The following is a 17,639-nucleotide window of genomic DNA, read 5'->3' as shown; positions in this document are numbered from 1 at the left end:
GGTTATTATTCATGCTGAACGTTTTTCTTTCTATATTACCGATTTTTTTGTTAATCGTGCTGGGCTATTTGTCAAAGCTCTATGTTAAAGACGTTGCCGTATTTTGGGGCTTTTCAGACAAATTCGTTTATTACCTGTTTTTTCCGGCGCTGTTGATATTGGATATCAGCGAGGCGGATTTTAGCGGCGCGGACAGCTTTTATCCCGTTGTGGCGACCATAGTTTCCACGCTGGCCATCGCGTTGATTATTTTCGTTGGCAAACTGTTTTTCAATACGTCGGCCGATCTGTTTACCTCCATTTTTCAGGGCGGAGTCAGATATAACTCTTATGTATTCATCGCGCTGTCGCAATCGCTGTTCGGCAGCGAGGGGGTGGCGCTGTCCGGTTTCTTCGTGGCCTATATGATCATTCTGACCAACATCATGAGCGTGTTGGTGATGAACCATTACGGCACCGGCAGCAAGAAAAGCCTGAGCGGCGCGCTGCTGGCGCTGACGAAAAACCCGCTGATCATCGGCGCGTTGTTCGGGGTGCTGATGAACCTGTGCAACCTGCACATCACCGGCGCGCTTAAACAGCTGTTCGTTTATCTCTCCAACGCCGCCACGCCGCTGAGCCTGATGTCGGTCGGCGCAGGGTTGATCGTCAGCATGCATATTCGCAAGCTGGTTTCCATCTCTTATGCGACCGTGCTGAAACTGGTGGCCATGCCGCTGATTACCATTGCGCTGGTGCACTATTTCGGCGCCACCGGCGTGCCGGCCAGCATCGCCATTCTCTACTCCGCCGTGCCTTGCGCCGGCAACGCCTATATCCTGGCGCGGCAAATGGGGGGCGATCATGAAGCGATGGCCTCCATCATCACCTGGACGACGCTGCTGTCGGTGATTACCGTCACCTTCATCCTGGGCAGCGTAGCGCTTTAACGCCGGCGCCGGGCGGCAATCGCCCGCCCGGCATTTTCCGAGATCCTCCCATATCCTTTCATGATGCTTTACCGCTATGCTAAACATAGAATGGCCCGTGAATATGAAAAGGATGAATTATTTTGGCAGGAAGTAGCTTACTTACCCTCATCGACGACATTGCCTCGTTGCTGGACGATGTCTCGTTAATGAGCAAGATGGCGGCGAAAAAAACCGCCGGGGTGCTGGGGGACGATCTGGCGCTCAACGCGCAGCAGGTCACCGGCGTTAAAGCCGACCGCGAGCTGCCGGTGGTGTGGAGCGTCGCCAAAGGCTCGCTGATCAACAAGGCGATCCTGGTGCCGCTGGCGCTGCTGATCAGCGCCTTCGCGCCCTGGGCGATTACGCCGTTGCTGATGGTGGGCGGCGCCTATCTGTGTTACGAAGGGTTCGAAAAGGTGTTTCACAGCCTGAGCCACGGCAAGGCGGCGCAGGAGGAAAAATCGGACGGGCCCGGCGCCAATAAGGACGCCGCGGCTTATGAGAAGCGCAAGGTGAAGGGGGCAATACGCACCGACTTCGTGCTGTCCGCCGAGATTATCGCCATTACCTTGGGCACCGTCGCCGGCGCCACCTTTAGCCAGCAGGTGATCGTCTTGTGCGGCATCGCCGTTGTGATGACGCTCGGCGTGTACGGCATCGTCGCCGGCATCGTTCGGCTGGACGATCTGGGGCTATATCTGAGCCGCAAACGCAGCGCAGTGGCGCGCTCCCTCGGCGGCGGCATCGTGCGCGCCGCGCCTTATCTGATGAAAACGCTGTCGATCGTCGGCACTGTTGCCATGTTTATGGTCGGCGGCGGCATCCTGACCCACGGCCTGCCGCCGGTGCATCACCTGTTCGAAGACTGGGCCTCGTACACCACCGTGGTGCCGACGTTTGGCCATCTTTTGCAGGGTGTGGTTCCGGCACTGCTGAACGTGGCGTTCGGGCTGGTGGCCGGCGGCGTGGTGCTGGCGGTGGTGTCGGCGCTGGGCGCGGTACGCGCGCGTTTCAAGGCATGATGAAAAGTCTCGCCCCGGAAGGGGCGGGACGTATGAGACGGATTAAAAGATCAGTTTGAGAACGCCGGTAATCGTCAACAAACCCACGATGAAGATGATGGCGACAATCCACAGAATAATTTTCATTCACTTCTCCCTTACCGGTTAGATGGCGTGCGCGATTGGCGCTAACTCAATGAAATCCCTCTTCACTATAGACGCTAACTTCCTATCGTGCGTCGCCATGCATTCAAGGATGCCGATTGTCGCCGTCACCCAGCGCGCGCTGCATAATCTGCGTGTCACGCCATTCCCCCAGTTTGAACCCCACGGCCTTTAACGTTCCGGCGCTGGTAAAGCCGAGCGACTGGTGTAGCGCCAGCGAGCCGTGGTTGGCGGCGGAATCGCCGACGATCGCCAGCATCTGGCGCCAGGGGCCTTGCTCGCAGCGGGCGATCAGCGCGCTCAGCAGCGCCTTGCCGACGCCTTTCCCCTGTTGCCCTTCGGCGATATACACCGAGTCTTCTACGGTAAAGCGATAGGCCGGCCGGGGGCGATATGGCGTGGCATAGCAGTAGCCCATAACACGGCCTTCGCTTTTCGCCACCAGCCAGGGCAACCCGGCTTCCCGCACCTTGCCTAGCCGCAGCTGCATTTCCGCCAAGGTCGGCGGCTGTTCTTCAAACGAGGCGGCACCGTACAGCACGTGGTGAGTGTAAATTTGCAGCACGGCGGCCATATCGTCCGGCGTGGCATCGAGGAGGCTGAGTACGGGAGCGGAGAGCGTCATGGTAATGCCTGTTTACCTTGGAAATCAGCAGATAAACGCCATTATGCGCGCCGCTCGCCGCCGGGATAAATCGGGTTTTCTTATGGTGAGATAAGAAAATCCTATGAGCTATTCAGCCGCGCATCAGCCGGGCCACGGCCTGGCGCAGATAGGCCAGCAACGGCGGAGTCAGCCAGGTGCCCTCGGTCAGCGAGGGTTCCCGTTCCATCGCTTCACGGATCTTCATCTGCGTCGCCGGGTTGGTGCCGGCATAGGATTGGAACAGCGCCAGCCAATCGGCCGCCAATCGCACCGCCTCCGGCGAATCGGCAGGTATGCCGTCGTTCATTGCTTGATGGAATTGAGCGATCAGAGCCGGCCACTCCTGCAGGCGGGTGAAATAGTGTTGACGCACGTAGGCGTACTCTTCCACCGACAGGTATTTTTGATAGACAGCCAGCTTGGTTTCGGCAAAGGCGCGGGTGATGTAGTCCGTCATCGTCGGTGTAATGCCGGTCTGTTCGCGCATCGACGGTTCGTCGGCGTGCATGGCGTTAAGCCGGGTGAGAAAGGCCGGGTTGCCGGCGGTGTCGCGTTCCAGCATCAGCATCCAGCGGCGTGCCATCGCCTGAGCCTGTGGCGCCTGAGGTTCGATGCCTTCCGCCATCAGTTGTCCCACGCTGCTCACCAATGCAGCCCATTCCTGATTGCGGGTGGGATCAGCTTGGTAGAATGGTAGTTGCATCAGCTCATCGGCGGTAAAGTATTTATCGTACATGGTCATTAACTCCAACGTAGTCAGCCAGTCGTTCAGTTCCGGTTCGTGCCCGGCGGAAAGTTGGGCATGCATGTGCTGCAGCCGGCCGCGCAATGCGGCGATCTGTGCCAACTGCTGCTCCAACATGGCGATCTGCTGCTCAATCACCGCCGGAAGCGCTGGCCCTGAACGCGCGAGAATTGCCCCGACTTCCGCCAGCGAAACGCCCATCCGGCGCAGCGCCTGGATGTGGTGCAAGCGGGTGATGTCAGCCCGGTTGTATAAACGATAACCAGCGTCGGAACGCGCAGAAGGGACCAGCAAACCAATGCTGTCATAGTGATGCAGTGTGCGAACGGTAATGCCGGAACGGCGCGCCAGTTCGCCGACTTTCAATAACATATGTAGCTCCTCCCTTGTGCGTGCCGGGATACTAAAGCCTGACGCCACGTAAGGGTCAAGAGCGGGAAGAAAAGATGACGTTTTAAAAATCGGTAGGCGCCAGAGAGGCAAAAGCCCAGCTGGATGGCTGGGCTTCGCAGGTCCCTGAAAGGGAGGGTATAGCATAAGGGCCTTTATCGGCTACGGCGACAATTTCACCTGATTTGTCTGTTTTGTCAACAACAGCGTACTGGTCAGAACAGCATATTTTTGGCATTGATCGACTTAATGACGGCGCGTTGTATGTCAGCAACAAGCTCGCGCGACAGACACTGGGTAAGAAAGCCTCTCTCTTTACGGGCTCTGTTCAGCCGTTGGCGGCTGACTTGCTGCACCAGATCGCCCTTTGCCCAGCGCGTTTGCGGATGAAGGAATCTCATATCTTCGATGAGTTCACGCGTGATTTCGATGTGCAATCCCCGTTCGATCTTGTTCGAATCTCTGGTGGTCGACAGCGGTACGATAATGCAGGCGTTGCCGTTAATTTTGCCGTTTAACACAACAACTAAACGGTTCTTCACCATTTCTGGTGGAATGTGGCCATCATAAAAGCCGGCTTCATGCGGTTGGCAGACTGATAGGGGATAGTTGCCATAGTTGCACTCGAGAATTTCCCCGACCTTGGGGGCAAATTTGATCGGCATCGATACACTCCTTTGTTGTGAACAATCCGTGTTATGGAGGAATGAGCATGCGGGCGTTTTGCTTTTAGAGAAAGGTGTGGCGTAAGGAAACGGGGAATGAAAGTGAAATATTGCGGATTCGTGCGCAGAATCCGCCTTGATGGTGGCCGAATTTACCAGCCTTTCACCGCGCCGCCGTTGAAGATTTTCTCGGCGGCTTTGGCGACTTCGTCCGACTCATAGGCCTTGATGAAGTTCTGTACGTTTGGCGCGTCCTTGTTGTCTTCGCGGGTGACGATGATGTTGGTGTACGGCGAGTCCTTATCCTCGATGAAGATGCCGTTTTTGGTCGGCGACAGGCCGGTCTGGTTGATGTAGGTGGTGCTGATGACGGCGACGGTGACTTTCGGATCGTCTAACACGTGCGGCAGCTGCGCACCTTCCAGCTCCATGATCTGGTAATGATGCGGGTTGGCGCTGATATCCAGCGCGGTGGGCAGCAACCCTTTGCCAGGCTTCAGGCTAATCAGCCCGGTTTTTTCCAGCAGCAGCAGGGCGCGCCCCAGGTTGGTCGGATCGAGCGGGATGGCGATCACCGCGCCGTCCGGCAGTTCTTTCAGCGATTTTATCTTTTTGGAGTAGCCGGCCATCGGGAACACGAAGGTATTGCCGACCGCCACCAGCTTATAGCCGTGATCTTTGTTTTGCTGTTCGAGGAACGGGCGGTGCTGAAACACGTTGGCGTCCAGTTCGCCTTTGTCGGTGGCGTCGTTCGGCAGCAGCGAACCGCTGAAGCCGACCAGCTCGACGTCCAGCCCGTATTTCTCTTTCGCCACCTGCCTGGCGACTTCCGCCACGTCCTGTTCCGCGCCGTTGATGACGCCGACTTTGATATGGTTTTGGTCGGTTTTTTGATCGCAGCCCTGAAGCGCCAATACGGCGGCGAAGGCCGCCGCCAGAGGGGTGATACGCCAGCGTAAGGTCATCGAAGTCTCCCTGAAAAAAACAATAAAATCAGTTGGTTTTTGTCCTTACAGCTAAGCCTGAACCGCCGGCGAAGTCAAACGCTCGTTCAGCATAAACGGCTATAGCTTATAGCCGTTATGCGGCGGTGATTATCGGCTGAGCGAACGCAGCACCACGATGCCCGGCGTAGCCATCACGTAATCCATAAAGGGTGAGTCGACGACCTGCATGTTGGCCTTGCGCGAGGAGGCGTTGCGCAGCACCGGGCCATGGTCGGTCATCACGAAGATGCCGGTGTGGGTCACGTCCAGCCCGGCGAGGTTGGTGTAAATACCGATGTAGTCGCCGGTGCGCAGCTGGGCCAGCACCTTGTCGTCGACGTTGTCGCTGGGAATGTAGGTGACGCTGCGCTGCACGTTGGGCAAGCCGGGCAGGTAGCTGCTGCCGTCCGCCTTTTGATTGAGGTTTTTCACGAGGCTGACGGCGTGCGGGCTGAGCTGGGCGGTGATGTCTTCGGCCACTTTTTTCGGCCGCTGCGCCCAGTCGGTGAAGAAGTGTTTGCGCTGCGGGAAGGCGATGTTGCCGTCGACGTAGCGAATGTCTACCAGGCGCTGAACGAACTCGGCTTCGCTGCGGGCGGTGCTGAGCGCTTCCACATAATCGATGTAGGTGAAGCAATCCAGTCCGCGGAAGTCGATCACCAGCTGCTCGGGCGTGTTCTGCGAACCGATCAGACGGTTGGCGAGATACGGCGTGCCGAGAAACTCGCGCGAAATCAAATCGACGGTGCGACCATGCGGCTGCGCGGCGGGCCAACCGGCGCGCAGCGCGAGGATCTCACGCAGCTTGCTGCGGGTGCTGGCGTCCATCTCCGGCTGCACGCCCGGCGGCGAAACGGTGACGTCGGTCGGCGGCGTCGCGGGGGAGACGGCGGTGGAGCGTTCGGCGCATCCGCTCATAGCGATAGCTAACATCAGTAAAACAGCCTTGTTCTTGTTCATACGGCCCTCCCTGGGTGTCGCTGGCTTATCAGAGTAAGTGATAACAGTTCTCATCCGATGGTAGGGGTTAAAAAGTAAACATCACCTCAATGGCAATCGATAAATCAGTAACCGATTTCGCTATTGAACGGCAAATACCAGAACAGCGCGATTTCGTGATCGGCGATCTCCGGTTCGGCGCGGTACAGCAAACGGTCGATGCCGCCGAGGATAAACCCGTAATGCTGGTAACAGCGGCAGGCCGCCAGATTGTTGTTCTGCGTTTCGAGCATCATACCTGAGGTTTCCTGCTGCCGCGCCCACCGTTTGGCGCAGTCCAGCAGTGCCCCGGCGATGCCCTGACGGCGCGCATGAGCGCTGACGGCGATCTCGTCGATCAGGGTGTAACCGTTCCAGTTTTTGCTCAGCGTGATATGGCCAACGGCGTCGTTCTGACGATACGCCAGGAAGGTCACGCTGTCTTCGTTGGCGAACGGCGCCAGCGGATACCGTTTGCGAAATGGCGCCACCGGGCGGGTTGGCCAGCTGTCCACCGGGCTGTCGAACTGCGGCAGGGCGTAACAGGCGATGGTGAAGCTGAAATCGCCGCGGGCCAGATAATCGTCGGGCAACGCCTCAATGGCCGCGATGCGGATGGCCGGGTTCATTACGGCAGCTCCCGCAGCAGACGCGCCGGGTTGCCGGCGTAGATCCCCTTGCGGGTGATATCGCGGGTCACCACCGCCCCGGCGCCGATCACCGCGTCGTTGCAGATCTCTACCGCCAGGATCGTGGCGCCGGAGCCGATGGACACCCGATCGCCGATGCGCGTGCGCCCCCAACTGGCCGGATCGGCGTTGGGCGCGCCGTCCCGGAACAGATCGTTGGCGAAGGTAACGCCGTGGCCGACAAAGCACGCTTCGCCGAGGGTGACGTATTCGCAGATAAAGCTGTGCGACTGAATTTTACTGCGCGCGCCGATGCTGACGTGGCGCTGGATCTCGACGAACGGGCCGACGAAGACATCGTCGCCGAGCCGGCAGCCGTAAAGATTGCAGGGCTCGACAACGGTAACGTTGCGCCCGGCGTCGACGTCGACGATCCCCGCCTGACGGGTGGTGATTACGGATGACATGACCTTCCTCGCAGCCTGGTTTTTATGGTGGGAGTATAAGACAAAGCGCTGCGGCGTTGCGCTTTCCGCACGTTTTTTCGCCGAAAGACTATAATTAGTACAGGGGAGAGAGCCCCGTGGCCGCAATCCTCGCACGGGTAGCAGTCCGTCGGAGGTGTGAAATTCGTTCGCCGATCGCGGCCTACGGCGAGATAGGAGGTGTCTCATGGTCAGTCATGTTTGGGGACTTCTGGCGCATCCCAGCGCCGAGTTCGAACAGATCAAAAGCGAGAATGAAAGCGTCTCGCACCTATACACCCATCACGTGTTGCTCTTGGCAGCCATCCCGGTGGTCTGCGCCTTTATCGGCACCACCCAGTTGGGCTGGCTCTCCGGCGAGGGACATGCCATCAGGCTCGACATGTTTACCGCGTTTTATACCGCCGTGGCGTTCTACCTGCTGATGCTGGCGGGCGTAGCGGCCATGGGGAAAGTCATTCACTGGATGGCGCGGCGTTATGAATCGCGCCCCAGCCTGCACCGCTGCATGGTGTTCGCCGGCTACGTGGCGACCCCGATGTTCCTCAGCGGGGTAGTGGCGCTCTATCCGGTCGTCTGGCTGTGTCTGTTTGTCGGCATTATCGGCCTGTGCTATTCGGGCTATCTGCTGAATCTGGGGATCCCGCACTTCCTGAATATCGACAGTAAGGAAGGGTTCATCTTCTCCAGCTCGACCTTCGCCATCGGCATTCTGTTGCTCGAGCTGCTGCTTGGGGTGACGGTGCTGCTGTGGGGGTACGGTTCCTGGTTGTTCTGAGTTAACGGCTGTTGTTGCCCCCGCGCCGGTGGAACGGCGCGGGGGCTTTTGCTTTTATGCGCGGCGGAAAACCAGCATCACGCCGAGCACGATGCCCGCCATGCCCAGCAGGCTCAGCGCTGCTAGCGCGTGGCCGAGCAGCAGGTAATCCAGCAGGGCGGTCACCGCCGGGATCAGGTAGAACAGGCTGGTCACCTGCACCAGATTGCCGCGCTGGATAAGGCGATACAGCAAGAACGTCGCCAGCACCGAGATCACCACCGCCATCCACAGCAGCGGCAGCACGAACGCCGGCCGCCATTCGACCCGCAGCGGCTCAAACGGCAGTGCCAGCGTACACATCAATAATCCGACGGCATACTGCAGCGGCAAGACCGCCAGCGGCGGCTGCGTCATGCCTTTTTGCAGCAGGGTGCCGGCGGTCATGCAGCCCAGCGCGATAAAGGCGAACAGCATGCCGCTCAGCGAGAAGTGGGCCACCATCAGGCTTTGGTACACCACCAGCGTCAGCCCGACCATCGCCAGCGCCAGGCCGAGTGCCCGCAGCCCGGTGCAACGCCGCTCGGTGATGAACTGGGTGAGGATCGGCTGTACGCCGAGCAGCGTCGCCAGCACGCCGGGCGTAATACCTTGTTCCAGCGCCAGCAGATAGCAGATTTGATAGCTGCCGATCATCAGCACGCCGATCAGCACGACGCGCCAGCGGGTGCCGGGGGCGGGGAGACACTGGCGCTGCCACAGGCCGATGACCAACAGCACCGCCAGCGCGATGGCGCAGCGGAAGAACAGAAAAGCGAAGGCGGAGGCGTGCTCCAACCCCCAACGGGAGAAGATCGCGCCGCTGCTCCAAAGCAGGACGAACAGCGTAGCCAGGCCGGCATTGGCCCAGAGAGAAGGTAATCGCATATCAATTTCACCTGTCGTGAAAATTACAGGCTCCGGCGCGCGCGGCGGTCTACGCCTGAACGCAACAGATCAATAAGCCGGAGGTAAAAGTCGGTGTGGCTTAGCGCACAACCACAATGCGTGGCGGGTAAGCGGCAACCGCTGAAACGACAGAGGAAACGGCGGGTGGGGCAGAGGAAGCACACAGCAAAACGACGGCCGGAGCGGTCGTAAGAGTCGGATCTGTGCTGTGCGCCAACGGAGTCATAGGGGTTCCTGCAAACCGGAAATAAAACTAATCGCTTCAAACATAACCAAGTTCAGCGGTGCGTGCAATCGGAAATCACAATGATTCAAATGATAATGAAAATCATTATCATTAATTAAAAGGTGTGCTATGTTGCTTTTGCCGCGCAGTGTTGACGCAGGGGCGCGGCTTGCTCCCAGTCTCGCGGCACGCAGCGCGTGCGGCAAAAGAGGTTGCGATTCGCTTTTGCAGAAGGCGCGGAATCGTGGTAAAAATATTGATATGTTATAATATAACAATTGACGCATAATGAATTCAATTCACGACACCCTCCGCGTTGATGGCGTTAGCCTGACCGGCCACGGCGGGGCATTGATACTCGACAACATCCATTTCGCGCTCCGTTCCAGTGAAAAGCTGGCGGTGATCGGCCCTAACGGCAGCGGCAAGTCCAGCCTGTTGCGCGCCCTGATCGGCGAAACGCGGCCGGACAGCGGCGGCATTTACTGGCGAGGGCGCGCCTTGTCCGAGTGGTCGGCGGCGGAACGTGCCAGAAGCATCGCCTTTCTGGCACAAAACGATCTGCCGGATTTGCGGCTGTCGGTTGAGGACTACGTGGCGTTGGGCCGTTTACCGCATGGCGAACGCTCTGCGACGGGAAAGCGCATTGTTGACGAGGCCATCGGGGAAACCGGGCTGGCGCCGCTCAGGCACCGCCCGTTGGGGCGGCTCTCGGGCGGTCAGCGTCAGCGTGCTGCACTGGCCCGGGCGTTGGCGCAGTCTCCCGATCTGTTGTTGCTGGATGAACCGACCAATCACCTCGATCCGCCCGGGCGCTCGGCGCTGCTGTCGTTAGTGAAAAATAAAGACATTGCCGTGATTGCAGTGCTGCACGATTTGCCCGTGGCAGAGGCGTTTGCCGATCGGATCCTGGTGCTCAACGAAAGCCGCCAGGTAGCCTGTGGTACGCCCGAGGCGGTGTTGCAGACCCCGGTGATTCTGCCGGTGTTCGGCATGAACAGTTTCAAGGTGGCGCACCCCGTCAGCGGGAAAACGCTGCGTATTTTTGACGTTCCCCATTGCGCTTGATAAACCAGAGAGAAACATGAACACACGCGTATTCCCCCTGCTCCTGCTGCTGGCCGGCGGGGCGGCGGCGGCCGAAAAATTTCCCGTCACCGTAGAAAGCTGCGGTACGCCGGTCACCTTCAACCAGGCGCCGCAACGCGCCGTCATCAACGACATCAATATGGCCGAGATGGCCTTTGCGCTCCATTTGCAGGATCGCATTGTCGGGCTGACCGGCATCACCGGCTGGTACAAACTGACGCCCGACTTCAAGGCCGCGATGGGCGCCATTCCCGAACTGGCGCCGAAATATCCTGCTCTGGAAACGCTGCTGGCAGCGCAGCCGGATTTCTTCTTCGCCGGCTGGAATTACGGCATGAAGATCGGCGGTGACGTCACACCGGAGACGCTCGCCCCGTTCGGCATCAAAACGCTGGTGCTGAGCGAGAGCTGCGTACAGGCCGGCGGGCGGCCGCAAAAGGCCGATATGAACCTGCTGTATGACGATGAGCTGAAGCTCGGCAAGATTTTCGGCAAGCAGCAAGAGGCCACCGCGCTGGTTGCGGGCTGGCAGCGCCGGTTGGCTGCGCTTCCCGCCAGGCCGGCGGGCCAGCCGCCGCTTAAAGTGTTCGTCTATGACTCGGGGGAGGAGAAGCCTTTCACCAGCGGCAGATACGCTATGCCGACGGCGATCGTCGAAGCGGCGGGCGGCCGCAACGTGATGGACGATTTGCCGGCGAGCTGGACGACGGCGTCCTGGGAAGCGGTGGCGGCGGCCGAGCCCGACTTCATTATTCTGCTGGATTACCAGACCGGGTCAGGCGCCGATGCGCTGCGGCGCTTCCTCGAGTCTCACCCGTTGATGAAATTGACCCCCGCCGTACGGCACCACCGTTATCTGAAACTGCAGTATGCGGAGCTGACGCCGGGGCCGGCCAACATCGGCGCGGTGGAAAAGCTGGCGCGGGCGCTGTACGCGCCGGAGGCTGAATGAATTTGCCGACCCGGCGGTTTATGCTGCTCGCACCGCTGGCGCTGTCAGTGTTGTGCGGGCTAATGATCTGGAGCCTGCAGTTGGGCAGCGTCGCGTTGTCATGGCGACAGGCGTTTGCGGCGTTAGGGCTCGGTTCGGCGCCGCTTTCCGGCATGCTGGACACCATCGTCGTGCAACTGCGGGTGCCCAGGGCCTTGTTAGCGGCGTTAACCGGCGCCGGGCTGGCGATGACCGGCGCGCTGCTGCAGACCACCACCCGCAATGAGCTGGCCGATCCTTTTTTGTTTGGGCTCTCCTCCGGCGCCTCCGCCGGCGCGGTGCTGGTCATCACGCGCTTTGGCGATGCGCTGGGCGCGCTGACGTTGCCGCTGTCCGCTTTCGCCGGCGGTATTTTGTCGGCGATGGCGGTGATGATCCTGTTTCGCGTCAGCCGGGTCAGGCGCGCCGAGCAGCTGATCGTCTGCGGTCTGGCGGTCTCGTTTTTGTTCAGCGCGCTCACCAGCTACCTGGTGTTTTCCGGCGATCAGCGGGCGGCCGGTTCGGTGTTGTTCTGGTCGCTGGGCGGGCTGGGGTTGGCGCGTTGGGATAATCTGTTCATTCCGCTGGCGAGTTTTGTGCTGCTGGCCGGGTTTACGGCGCTGCGTTGGCGGGCGCTGGATGCGCTGCTGGCGGGCGAGCAAACCGCCCATTCGATGGGGGTCAATGTGGCGCGCCTGCGCACCGAGATCTTTCTGTGCTGCGCATTGTCTACGGCGTTTCTCGTTTCGCTGACGGGCGTGATTGGGTTTGTCGGGCTGATGGTGCCTTATCTGGCCCGGCGCCTGGTGGGCGTGCGCCATCGCTTGTCCGTGCCGATGTGCGGCCTGCTGGGGGCGATGCTGCTGACCGGCGGCGACATGCTCAGCCGCAGCCTGATCCCCCATCAGGAGCTGCCCATCGGCATCATTACGGCGGGGCTGGGGGGCGCGTTCATCGTCTCCTTGCTGCTGCGCGCGGAGCGGTGAACGCCGCCCTGTCTCAATAGAGTTCCAGGTGCAGGCGCTGCTGCTCAATCAGCGTCTGCCACAGGTTTTCCGCCCCGCAGGCTTGCTCCAGCGCCGTCGCTACGGCATGTTCCAGATACTGACGATTGCCGCACAGGTAGACATGCGCGCCCCGCTGCAGCAGGCCGCTGACGACATCGGCGCGATCGTCGATGGCGTGTTGCACGTAATACTTGTCGGCGGCGTCGCGCGAGAATGCCGTGATGAGCCGTGTGAGTACGCCCGTCGCGTTCAGCGTGACCAACTCCTCGCCATACAGGAAGTCTTCATCGCGCCTTTTCTCACCGAAGATCAGGACGGTTTCACGCCGTTCGCCCTGGGCGGCCATTTCGCGCAGCAAGCCAATCAACGGTGCGATGCCGGTACCGGTACCGATAAGCAGCACAGGCAAGGCGGTGTCGCGCGGCAGGTAAAAGCCGGGGTTGGCGCGGCAGAAAAGGCGGAAAGGACCGGGATGCTTGAGCAGCCAGCCGGTTGCCGTGCCGCGCCGCGTGCGGCCGCCGCGTTCATAACGCACGTCGCGAACGCACAGATCGAGGCTCTCTTCCCGCGTTGCCGAAGCGATGGAGTAGGCGCGCGGTAGGCAAACGGGCAGCAGCGCCAACAGGTTCTCCAGCGTGATCGCGTTCGGCGGGCAAAAATCGTGCAGCACGTCCAGCAGATCGGCGCCGTACAGATAACTCTCCAGGGCTTTGCGCTGACGGATCTTCAGCAGGCCTTTGAGCTCTTCGCTGTCGGCCAACTGCGCCAGTTCGCGCAGCGTCGTTTTGCTGAGCTGGCGCAGCTCCCGGCGCCGCAGCGCGTCGACGGCCTCCGGCCTGCCGAGCCAGTCTGCCAGCCGGGACAATAATCCTTCGTCGTTCTCCGGCAACAGATAGACGGTATCTCCCGCCCGGTAAACGATGCCGCTGCCGGCGATATTCAGCCGCAGATGCCAGGCTTGCGGCGTGCGAGCGCTGAGCGGCCGTCGTTCGAGGAGGGCGGCGCTGAACGCATGGTCTTCACCGTAGGCGGTCACGCGCAGATGCAAGTCGCGACCCGCCTGGGCATCGCCGGCCAGCACCTTACCCAGCGTCGTCAGCCAGGTGGTGAAGAACGGTTCGAAGTTAACGTCGGCGTCGACGCGATTGACGATGGCGCGGGCGCCGTATTGCGTCAGGCGCGCATCCAGCGCCTGCGTGAAGCCGCAGAAATGCGGGTACGCGGTGTCGCCGAGACCAAAGATGGCGTAGCGCAACCGGGGGGGATCCGGCCATTGCGCCAGCGCGTCGGAAAAACGCTCGGCGTTGGCGGGCGGTTCGCCGTCGCCAAATGAGCTCGAGACGATCAACAGGATGTCACGCTCGCCCACATCGGCGGGCTGGATGGCGTTGAGTTCTTTAACCATGGGGCGGTAGGGTTGCAGGCTGCTTTGCTCGCCCAGGCGCATCGCCAGCGCCCGGGCGTTGCCCGACTCCGAACCGTAACCAATCAGGATGCGTTCGATGATGTCGGCCATAGCGGTTACTTGTCGTAGTGGTTGTCGAACTGTTCTTTGGCGAATTCCACCGATTCGAAGTCGGTCATCAGATCGTTGATCACGCGGCGGATGCTGATATAGGCCTCGATATTGCCCTGGGCGTCATACAGCGGCTGCACCGTGGTGTCGACCACGTACAGCACGCCGCCCTTGCCGACGTTCGGAATGATGCCGGTCCAGATACCGCCCGCCTTGATGGTGTCCCACATCGCTTTGTAAACGGCTTTCGGCACGGAAGGGTGGCGCACGATGCTGTGGGGCTGGCCCACCAGCTCTTCCCGGGAAAAACCGGTCAGTTGACAGAACAGGTCATTGACGTAGGTGATGGTGCCCTGCAGATCGGTGGTGGAGATCACCATCACTTTATCGAGCGCGGCCAGCAGCTGGGCGGAATCGAGGGTTTGACTCATGGTAGGTTCCTTCTCATTAACTTCGCGGTGAATGCCACGGCGGATGTCATGTATCCGTCATGACAGCTTTGTAATTAATTCTCATTTGCGATGATGGGGTGAATGGTAATCGGGAATTTTATAAGTTGCAATAAAAATGCATCTTTAAAGGCGCAGAAAGATCGCGATGAGGCAGGTAGGGCAGAGGAGGCCCGCGCCGGGTGCGGCGGCGGGCCGATCGTGAGGCGTTTAGCGGGGGTCTTCGGCCCAGCCTTTGCGTTTGCTGGTTTTGCCGATGCCAGGGTTGAAGCTGTTGGTTGGATCGGCGGTGCGGTAGAACGTTTGCAGATCCGGTTTGGCGTGGTACAGGTGGCCAACGTTATGCTCCGCCGGGTACTCGGCGCCGCGCCGGTTGAGGATCTCGAGCATCTTTTCTTTCAGCGCATGGCTGTCCACGCCTTTTTTCACCACGTAGTCCTGATGGAAGACGTGGCACATAAAGTGGCCGTAATACAGCTTATGCACCAGCTGGCTGTCGATTTCCGGCGGCAGCGTTTCAAACCAGTCGGTGTCGTTGCGGCGCAGGGCGATATCCAGCGCCAGAATATCCTCCACCTTGTCGGCGTGCACCGCGTGGTAGCGCACGGCGGCACCGGCGGCGGCGAAGCGGTGCAGGAAGGCCTTTTTGCCTTCGTCAGGCGTGCAGGCGAAGAAGGCGCCTTCGGCCTGGGCGAAATAGTCGGTCAGATAGCGCTGTGCTTCGTCTACGCCGGGGCCGGCCATCTTCAGCAGCAGGTGGTGTTCGAAACGTTCGCGGTATTCCTTCATGCGCTTCGGCAGGTGGCTCGGTGCCAGATGGCTCAGGCCCTGCATCAGCCGATCGGTCAGGTTGTGCGGCAGCAGCGGCAGCTTGTTGAGGCTGGCATCCATGCGGCCTTTCAGGGTGAAGAAGCGCGGCATCTGATCGGTGCCGAGCTTGTCGATCATCATGAAGGTGTCTTTGCCGTACACCTCGGCGATGTCGAAGATATCGCGGTGCATGTATTCACCGGCCACCGGCAGGTTTTCGAATTTGCTCAGCATGTGGCGGCGCAGTTCGGTCAGCACCGCGGTGTGGTTGGTGCCGATATAGAACACCTGCTCTTTGCCTTCTTTCTCGAAGGTGTCGAGCCGCACCGCGAACACCGCCAGCTTGCCGGCGCAGCCGGAAGCTTCGTACAGGCGGCGTTTGTCGGCGTTGAAGCGGGAAGGGGTGTCGGCATCGACGTCGCGCACCCGGCTGGCGTATTCGTTATCCGAGGCGCGCAACTCGCCGTACTCGACGTCTGTCGGGCGATAGTCGCCTTTTTCTAACCGGGTGAGGATCTCTTCCGGCGTGTCGCCAAGCCGGATGCCCAGATGGTTCACCAGGCGCAGCTGGCCGTCTTCCCCTAACTGGGCGTACAGCGCCATTTCGGTATAGGCCGGGCCGCGTTTCACCAGCGAGCCGCCGGAGTTGTTGCATACGCCGCCGATCACCGAGGCGCCGATGCAGGAGGAGCCGATCACCGAATGCGGTTCGCGGCCGTAGGGTTTGAGCAATTTCTCGAGGTGGTGCAGGGTGCTGCCGGGGAAGCCGACCACCTGCTTGCCGTTGTCCAGCACCTGAATATGATCGAGGCGCAGAGTGCTGACGATGACGATGTCGCGGTCATAGTCGTTGCCGCTGGGGGTTGACCCTTCGGTCAGGCCGGTATTGGCGGCCTGCATAATGACGATTTTGTCGGCAGCCACGCAGGCCTGCAAAATGCGCCACAGCTGCAGCAGGCTAGTGGGAAACACCACCGCCAGCGCCTGGCCTTCGCCGGAGCGGAACCCCTTGCGATACCGCTCGGTGTTGCGATCGCCGGTCAACAGTTGCGGGCCGCCGACGATGTCTTTGAGCTGATTGATAAACGTCTGATTGCCTGACTGCATGCTGCCTGTCTCCCTGTCATCTCCGTCGCTTTAACCGCGGCGCCGGAGTGCCGCACATAAGCTAAGAGGTTATCAAGTGAATAACTTATTAAGCTATCAGCTTGTTAAGCTAATGGCTTGCGTATTTAGTAGCGTTCGGCGTAGCCGGCGCGGCGCTCTTCGTCGCGCAGCGTCAGGATCTCCACGCCGTCGGCGGTGACCGCTACGGTGTGTTCCCACTGCGCCGACAGTTTTTTGTCGCGCGTCACCACCGTCCAGCCGTCCTTCTTCTGCTTGATGCGGCGGTCGCCCTGGTTGATCATCGGCTCGATGGTGAACATCATGCCCTCTTGCAGCACCAGACCGCTGCCGGGTTGACCGTAGTGCAATACCGCCGGCTCTTCGTGCATGTCGCGGCCGATGCCGTGGCCGCAATACTCCCGCACGATGCTGTAGCCGGCCTGCTCGGCATGCCGCTGGATGGCGTGGCCGATATCACCCAGGGTGGCGCCCGGTTTCACCGCGCGAATGCCCTGCCACATCGATTCATAGACGTTGTTCACCAGCCGTTTGGCCAGCGGCGTCACCTGGCCGATGCAGTACATCTTGCTGGAGTCGGCGATGTAGCCGCCGTTTTCCAGCGTGATATCTACGTTGACAATCATACCGGAACGCAGGATTTTGCTGGCCGACGGCACCCCGTGGCACACCACATCGTCGATTGAGGTGTTGAGCACATAGGGGAAATCATACTGCCCCTTGCTGGCCGGGCGCGATTTCAGTTCTTCGACGATAAACGCCTCGGCGCGGTCGTTGATCTCCATGGTGGAGATGCCTTCGACGATGACCTCATCGAGCATAGCAAAGACTTTGGCCAGCAGGGCGCCGGAATGGCGCATTTTGGCAATCTCTTCCGGCGTTTTAATCACAATCTCTTTCACCCGACAATCTCCTTCAGCGTCAGCGCGTTATCTTTCATCATTTTTTTTACCAGTTGCGGGTAAGTCAGTTCCGGATGGAACTCCGCCAACATGCCAATCTTGATCCAGTACTCGGCCTGCGCGTTGATCGAACGCGTCATGGTCAGGCTGGCGAGGCGCAGATCGTCATGCAGCGCGTCCGAAATTTTTACGATGCCCAT

The 17,639-nt window shown here is 60.0% G+C and carries 20 protein-coding genes; 6 read left to right on the top strand and 14 right to left on the bottom strand.

The window, feature by feature from the left end; translation table 11 throughout:
* The first annotated feature begins 11 nt into the window (after positions 1-11).
* Together N6G83_RS12155 and N6G83_RS12150 are read left to right on the top strand one after the other, a co-directional pair.
* Complete coding sequence (locus tag N6G83_RS12155) at positions 12-929, top strand: AEC family transporter (RefSeq protein ID WP_025301959.1); 918 nt, start codon at positions 12-14, stop codon at positions 927-929.
* A 122-nt stretch (positions 930-1,051) separates the two neighbouring features.
* Positions 1,052-1,972: a DUF808 domain-containing protein gene (locus tag N6G83_RS12150; RefSeq protein WP_260515399.1), complete on the top strand. Its 921-nt coding sequence runs from the start codon at positions 1,052-1,054 to the stop codon at positions 1,970-1,972.
* Between the two features lie 229 nt (positions 1,973-2,201).
* On the opposite strand, the gene N6G83_RS12145 is transcribed toward N6G83_RS12150, so the two are convergent.
* The 7 genes from N6G83_RS12145 to N6G83_RS12115 form a co-directional block, all read right to left on the bottom strand.
* The gene (locus N6G83_RS12145) at positions 2,202-2,741 is read right to left on the bottom strand and encodes a GNAT family N-acetyltransferase (RefSeq protein WP_025301961.1); all 540 of its coding nucleotides are present in this window, start codon (positions 2,739-2,741) and stop codon (positions 2,202-2,204) included.
* A 112-nt stretch (positions 2,742-2,853) separates the two neighbouring features.
* Positions 2,854-3,879 (bottom strand): MerR family transcriptional regulator, encoded by a 1,026-nt coding sequence (locus N6G83_RS12140; protein WP_025301962.1) that lies wholly within the window; start codon positions 3,877-3,879, stop codon positions 2,854-2,856.
* Positions 3,880-4,112: 233 nt separating this feature from the next.
* The gene (locus N6G83_RS12135) at positions 4,113-4,562 is read right to left on the bottom strand and encodes a type II toxin-antitoxin system PemK/MazF family toxin (RefSeq protein WP_049208951.1); all 450 of its coding nucleotides are present in this window, start codon (positions 4,560-4,562) and stop codon (positions 4,113-4,115) included.
* Positions 4,563-4,714: 152 nt separating this feature from the next.
* Positions 4,715-5,527, bottom strand: a complete 813-nt coding sequence (locus N6G83_RS12130; RefSeq protein ID WP_025301963.1) for a MetQ/NlpA family lipoprotein — start codon at positions 5,525-5,527, stop codon at positions 4,715-4,717.
* Between the two features lie 129 nt (positions 5,528-5,656).
* Entirely contained in the window at positions 5,657-6,508 is an 852-nt protein-coding gene (locus N6G83_RS12125) for a DUF1460 domain-containing protein (RefSeq protein ID WP_049208950.1), read from the bottom strand.
* Between the two features lie 104 nt (positions 6,509-6,612).
* The gene (locus N6G83_RS12120) at positions 6,613-7,155 is read right to left on the bottom strand and encodes a GNAT family N-acetyltransferase (protein ID WP_043136785.1); all 543 of its coding nucleotides are present in this window, start codon (positions 7,153-7,155) and stop codon (positions 6,613-6,615) included.
* Complete coding sequence (locus tag N6G83_RS12115) at positions 7,155-7,622, bottom strand: acyltransferase (protein WP_099816722.1); 468 nt, start codon at positions 7,620-7,622, stop codon at positions 7,155-7,157. The genes N6G83_RS12120 and N6G83_RS12115 overlap by 1 nt, the downstream gene beginning before the upstream one ends.
* A 205-nt stretch (positions 7,623-7,827) precedes the next feature.
* Here N6G83_RS12115 and N6G83_RS12110 point away from each other — a divergent pair, with 205 nt between their 5' ends.
* Positions 7,828-8,418 carry a Yip1 family protein gene (locus tag N6G83_RS12110; RefSeq protein WP_019453944.1) on the top strand — a complete coding sequence of 197 codons (591 nt, stop codon included), beginning with the start codon at positions 7,828-7,830 and terminating at the stop codon, positions 8,416-8,418.
* Positions 8,419-8,472: 54 nt separating this feature from the next.
* On the opposite strand, the gene N6G83_RS12105 is transcribed toward N6G83_RS12110, so the two are convergent.
* Together N6G83_RS12105 and N6G83_RS12100 are read right to left on the bottom strand one after the other, a co-directional pair.
* Entirely contained in the window at positions 8,473-9,324 is an 852-nt protein-coding gene (locus tag N6G83_RS12105) for a DMT family transporter (protein ID WP_025301968.1), read from the bottom strand.
* Positions 9,325-9,567: 243 nt separating this feature from the next.
* Positions 9,568-9,858 (bottom strand): hypothetical protein, encoded by a 291-nt coding sequence (locus N6G83_RS12100; RefSeq protein WP_127146440.1) that lies wholly within the window; start codon positions 9,856-9,858, stop codon positions 9,568-9,570.
* Positions 9,859-9,922: 64 nt separating this feature from the next.
* Here N6G83_RS12100 and N6G83_RS12095 point away from each other — a divergent pair, with 64 nt between their 5' ends.
* Genes N6G83_RS12095 through N6G83_RS12085 form a run of 3 tightly spaced genes read left to right on the top strand, consistent with a single transcriptional unit; the run spans position 9,923 to position 12,616 of the window.
* On the top strand, positions 9,923-10,639 hold the full coding sequence (locus N6G83_RS12095; RefSeq protein ID WP_127146460.1) for an ABC transporter ATP-binding protein: 717 nt from the start codon (positions 9,923-9,925) through the stop codon (positions 10,637-10,639).
* A 16-nt stretch (positions 10,640-10,655) separates the two neighbouring features.
* On the top strand, positions 10,656-11,612 hold the full coding sequence (locus tag N6G83_RS12090; protein WP_025301970.1) for an ABC transporter substrate-binding protein: 957 nt from the start codon (positions 10,656-10,658) through the stop codon (positions 11,610-11,612).
* Positions 11,609-12,616 (top strand): iron ABC transporter permease, encoded by a 1,008-nt coding sequence (locus N6G83_RS12085; protein WP_197819320.1) that lies wholly within the window; start codon positions 11,609-11,611, stop codon positions 12,614-12,616. Before N6G83_RS12090 ends, N6G83_RS12085 begins: the two co-directional genes overlap by 4 nt.
* Positions 12,617-12,629: 13 nt before the next feature.
* Here N6G83_RS12085 and N6G83_RS12080 read toward each other — a convergent pair whose 3' ends face one another.
* From N6G83_RS12080 to N6G83_RS12060, 5 genes are all read right to left on the bottom strand, one after another.
* Complete coding sequence (locus N6G83_RS12080) at positions 12,630-14,153, bottom strand: flavodoxin domain-containing protein (protein ID WP_149570878.1); 1,524 nt, start codon at positions 14,151-14,153, stop codon at positions 12,630-12,632.
* 5 nt (positions 14,154-14,158) lie between these two features.
* Positions 14,159-14,584 carry a PAS domain-containing protein gene (locus tag N6G83_RS12075; protein WP_023447580.1) on the bottom strand — a complete coding sequence of 142 codons (426 nt, stop codon included), beginning with the start codon at positions 14,582-14,584 and terminating at the stop codon, positions 14,159-14,161.
* Between the two features lie 228 nt (positions 14,585-14,812).
* The gene (gene dld, locus N6G83_RS12070) at positions 14,813-16,519 is read right to left on the bottom strand and encodes a D-lactate dehydrogenase (protein WP_025301973.1); all 1,707 of its coding nucleotides are present in this window, start codon (positions 16,517-16,519) and stop codon (positions 14,813-14,815) included.
* Positions 16,520-16,644: 125 nt separating this feature from the next.
* Positions 16,645-17,439, bottom strand: coding sequence for a type I methionyl aminopeptidase (map, locus tag N6G83_RS12065; protein WP_197819319.1), 795 nt, complete (start codon positions 17,437-17,439; stop codon positions 16,645-16,647).
* The gene (locus N6G83_RS12060; RefSeq protein WP_006324220.1) at positions 17,436-17,639 is read right to left on the bottom strand and encodes a ParD-like family protein; all 204 of its coding nucleotides are present in this window, start codon (positions 17,637-17,639) and stop codon (positions 17,436-17,438) included. The genes map and N6G83_RS12060 overlap by 4 nt, the downstream gene beginning before the upstream one ends.

This window comes from Serratia sp. PL7 (assembly GCF_945957435.1).
Note: the sequence above shows the minus strand (reverse complement) of the source record. Positions and strands in the feature narration are given on the sequence as shown.

Bases quoted from the DNA above. Each gene is read 5' to 3' on its own strand.
- N6G83_RS12155 (WP_025301959.1), top strand. From the start codon at position 12: ATGCTGAACGTTTTTCTTTCTATATTACCGATTTTTTTGTTAATCGTG.
- N6G83_RS12145 (WP_025301961.1), bottom strand. From the start codon at position 2,741: ATGACGCTCTCCGCTCCCGTACTCAGCCTCCTCGATGCCACGCCGGAC.
- N6G83_RS12140 (WP_025301962.1), bottom strand. From the start codon at position 3,879: ATGTTATTGAAAGTCGGCGAACTGGCGCGCCGTTCCGGCATTACCGTT.
- N6G83_RS12135 (WP_049208951.1), bottom strand. From the start codon at position 4,562: ATGCCGATCAAATTTGCCCCCAAGGTCGGGGAAATTCTCGAGTGCAAC.
- N6G83_RS12130 (WP_025301963.1), bottom strand. From the start codon at position 5,527: ATGACCTTACGCTGGCGTATCACCCCTCTGGCGGCGGCCTTCGCCGCC.
- N6G83_RS12125 (WP_049208950.1), bottom strand. From the start codon at position 6,508: ATGAACAAGAACAAGGCTGTTTTACTGATGTTAGCTATCGCTATGAGC.
- N6G83_RS12120 (WP_043136785.1), bottom strand. From the start codon at position 7,155: ATGAACCCGGCCATCCGCATCGCGGCCATTGAGGCGTTGCCCGACGAT.
- N6G83_RS12115 (WP_099816722.1), bottom strand. From the start codon at position 7,622: ATGTCATCCGTAATCACCACCCGTCAGGCGGGGATCGTCGACGTCGAC.
- N6G83_RS12110 (WP_019453944.1), top strand. From the start codon at position 7,828: ATGGTCAGTCATGTTTGGGGACTTCTGGCGCATCCCAGCGCCGAGTTC.
- N6G83_RS12105 (WP_025301968.1), bottom strand. From the start codon at position 9,324: ATGCGATTACCTTCTCTCTGGGCCAATGCCGGCCTGGCTACGCTGTTC.
- N6G83_RS12100 (WP_127146440.1), bottom strand. From the start codon at position 9,858: ATGCGTCAATTGTTATATTATAACATATCAATATTTTTACCACGATTC.
- N6G83_RS12090 (WP_025301970.1), top strand. From the start codon at position 10,656: ATGAACACACGCGTATTCCCCCTGCTCCTGCTGCTGGCCGGCGGGGCG.
- N6G83_RS12085 (WP_197819320.1), top strand. From the start codon at position 11,609: ATGAATTTGCCGACCCGGCGGTTTATGCTGCTCGCACCGCTGGCGCTG.
- N6G83_RS12080 (WP_149570878.1), bottom strand. From the start codon at position 14,153: ATGGCCGACATCATCGAACGCATCCTGATTGGTTACGGTTCGGAGTCG.
- N6G83_RS12075 (WP_023447580.1), bottom strand. From the start codon at position 14,584: ATGAGTCAAACCCTCGATTCCGCCCAGCTGCTGGCCGCGCTCGATAAA.
- dld (WP_025301973.1), bottom strand. From the start codon at position 16,519: ATGCAGTCAGGCAATCAGACGTTTATCAATCAGCTCAAAGACATCGTC.
- N6G83_RS12060 (WP_006324220.1), bottom strand. From the start codon at position 17,639: ATGGGCATCGTAAAAATTTCGGACGCGCTGCATGACGATCTGCGCCTC.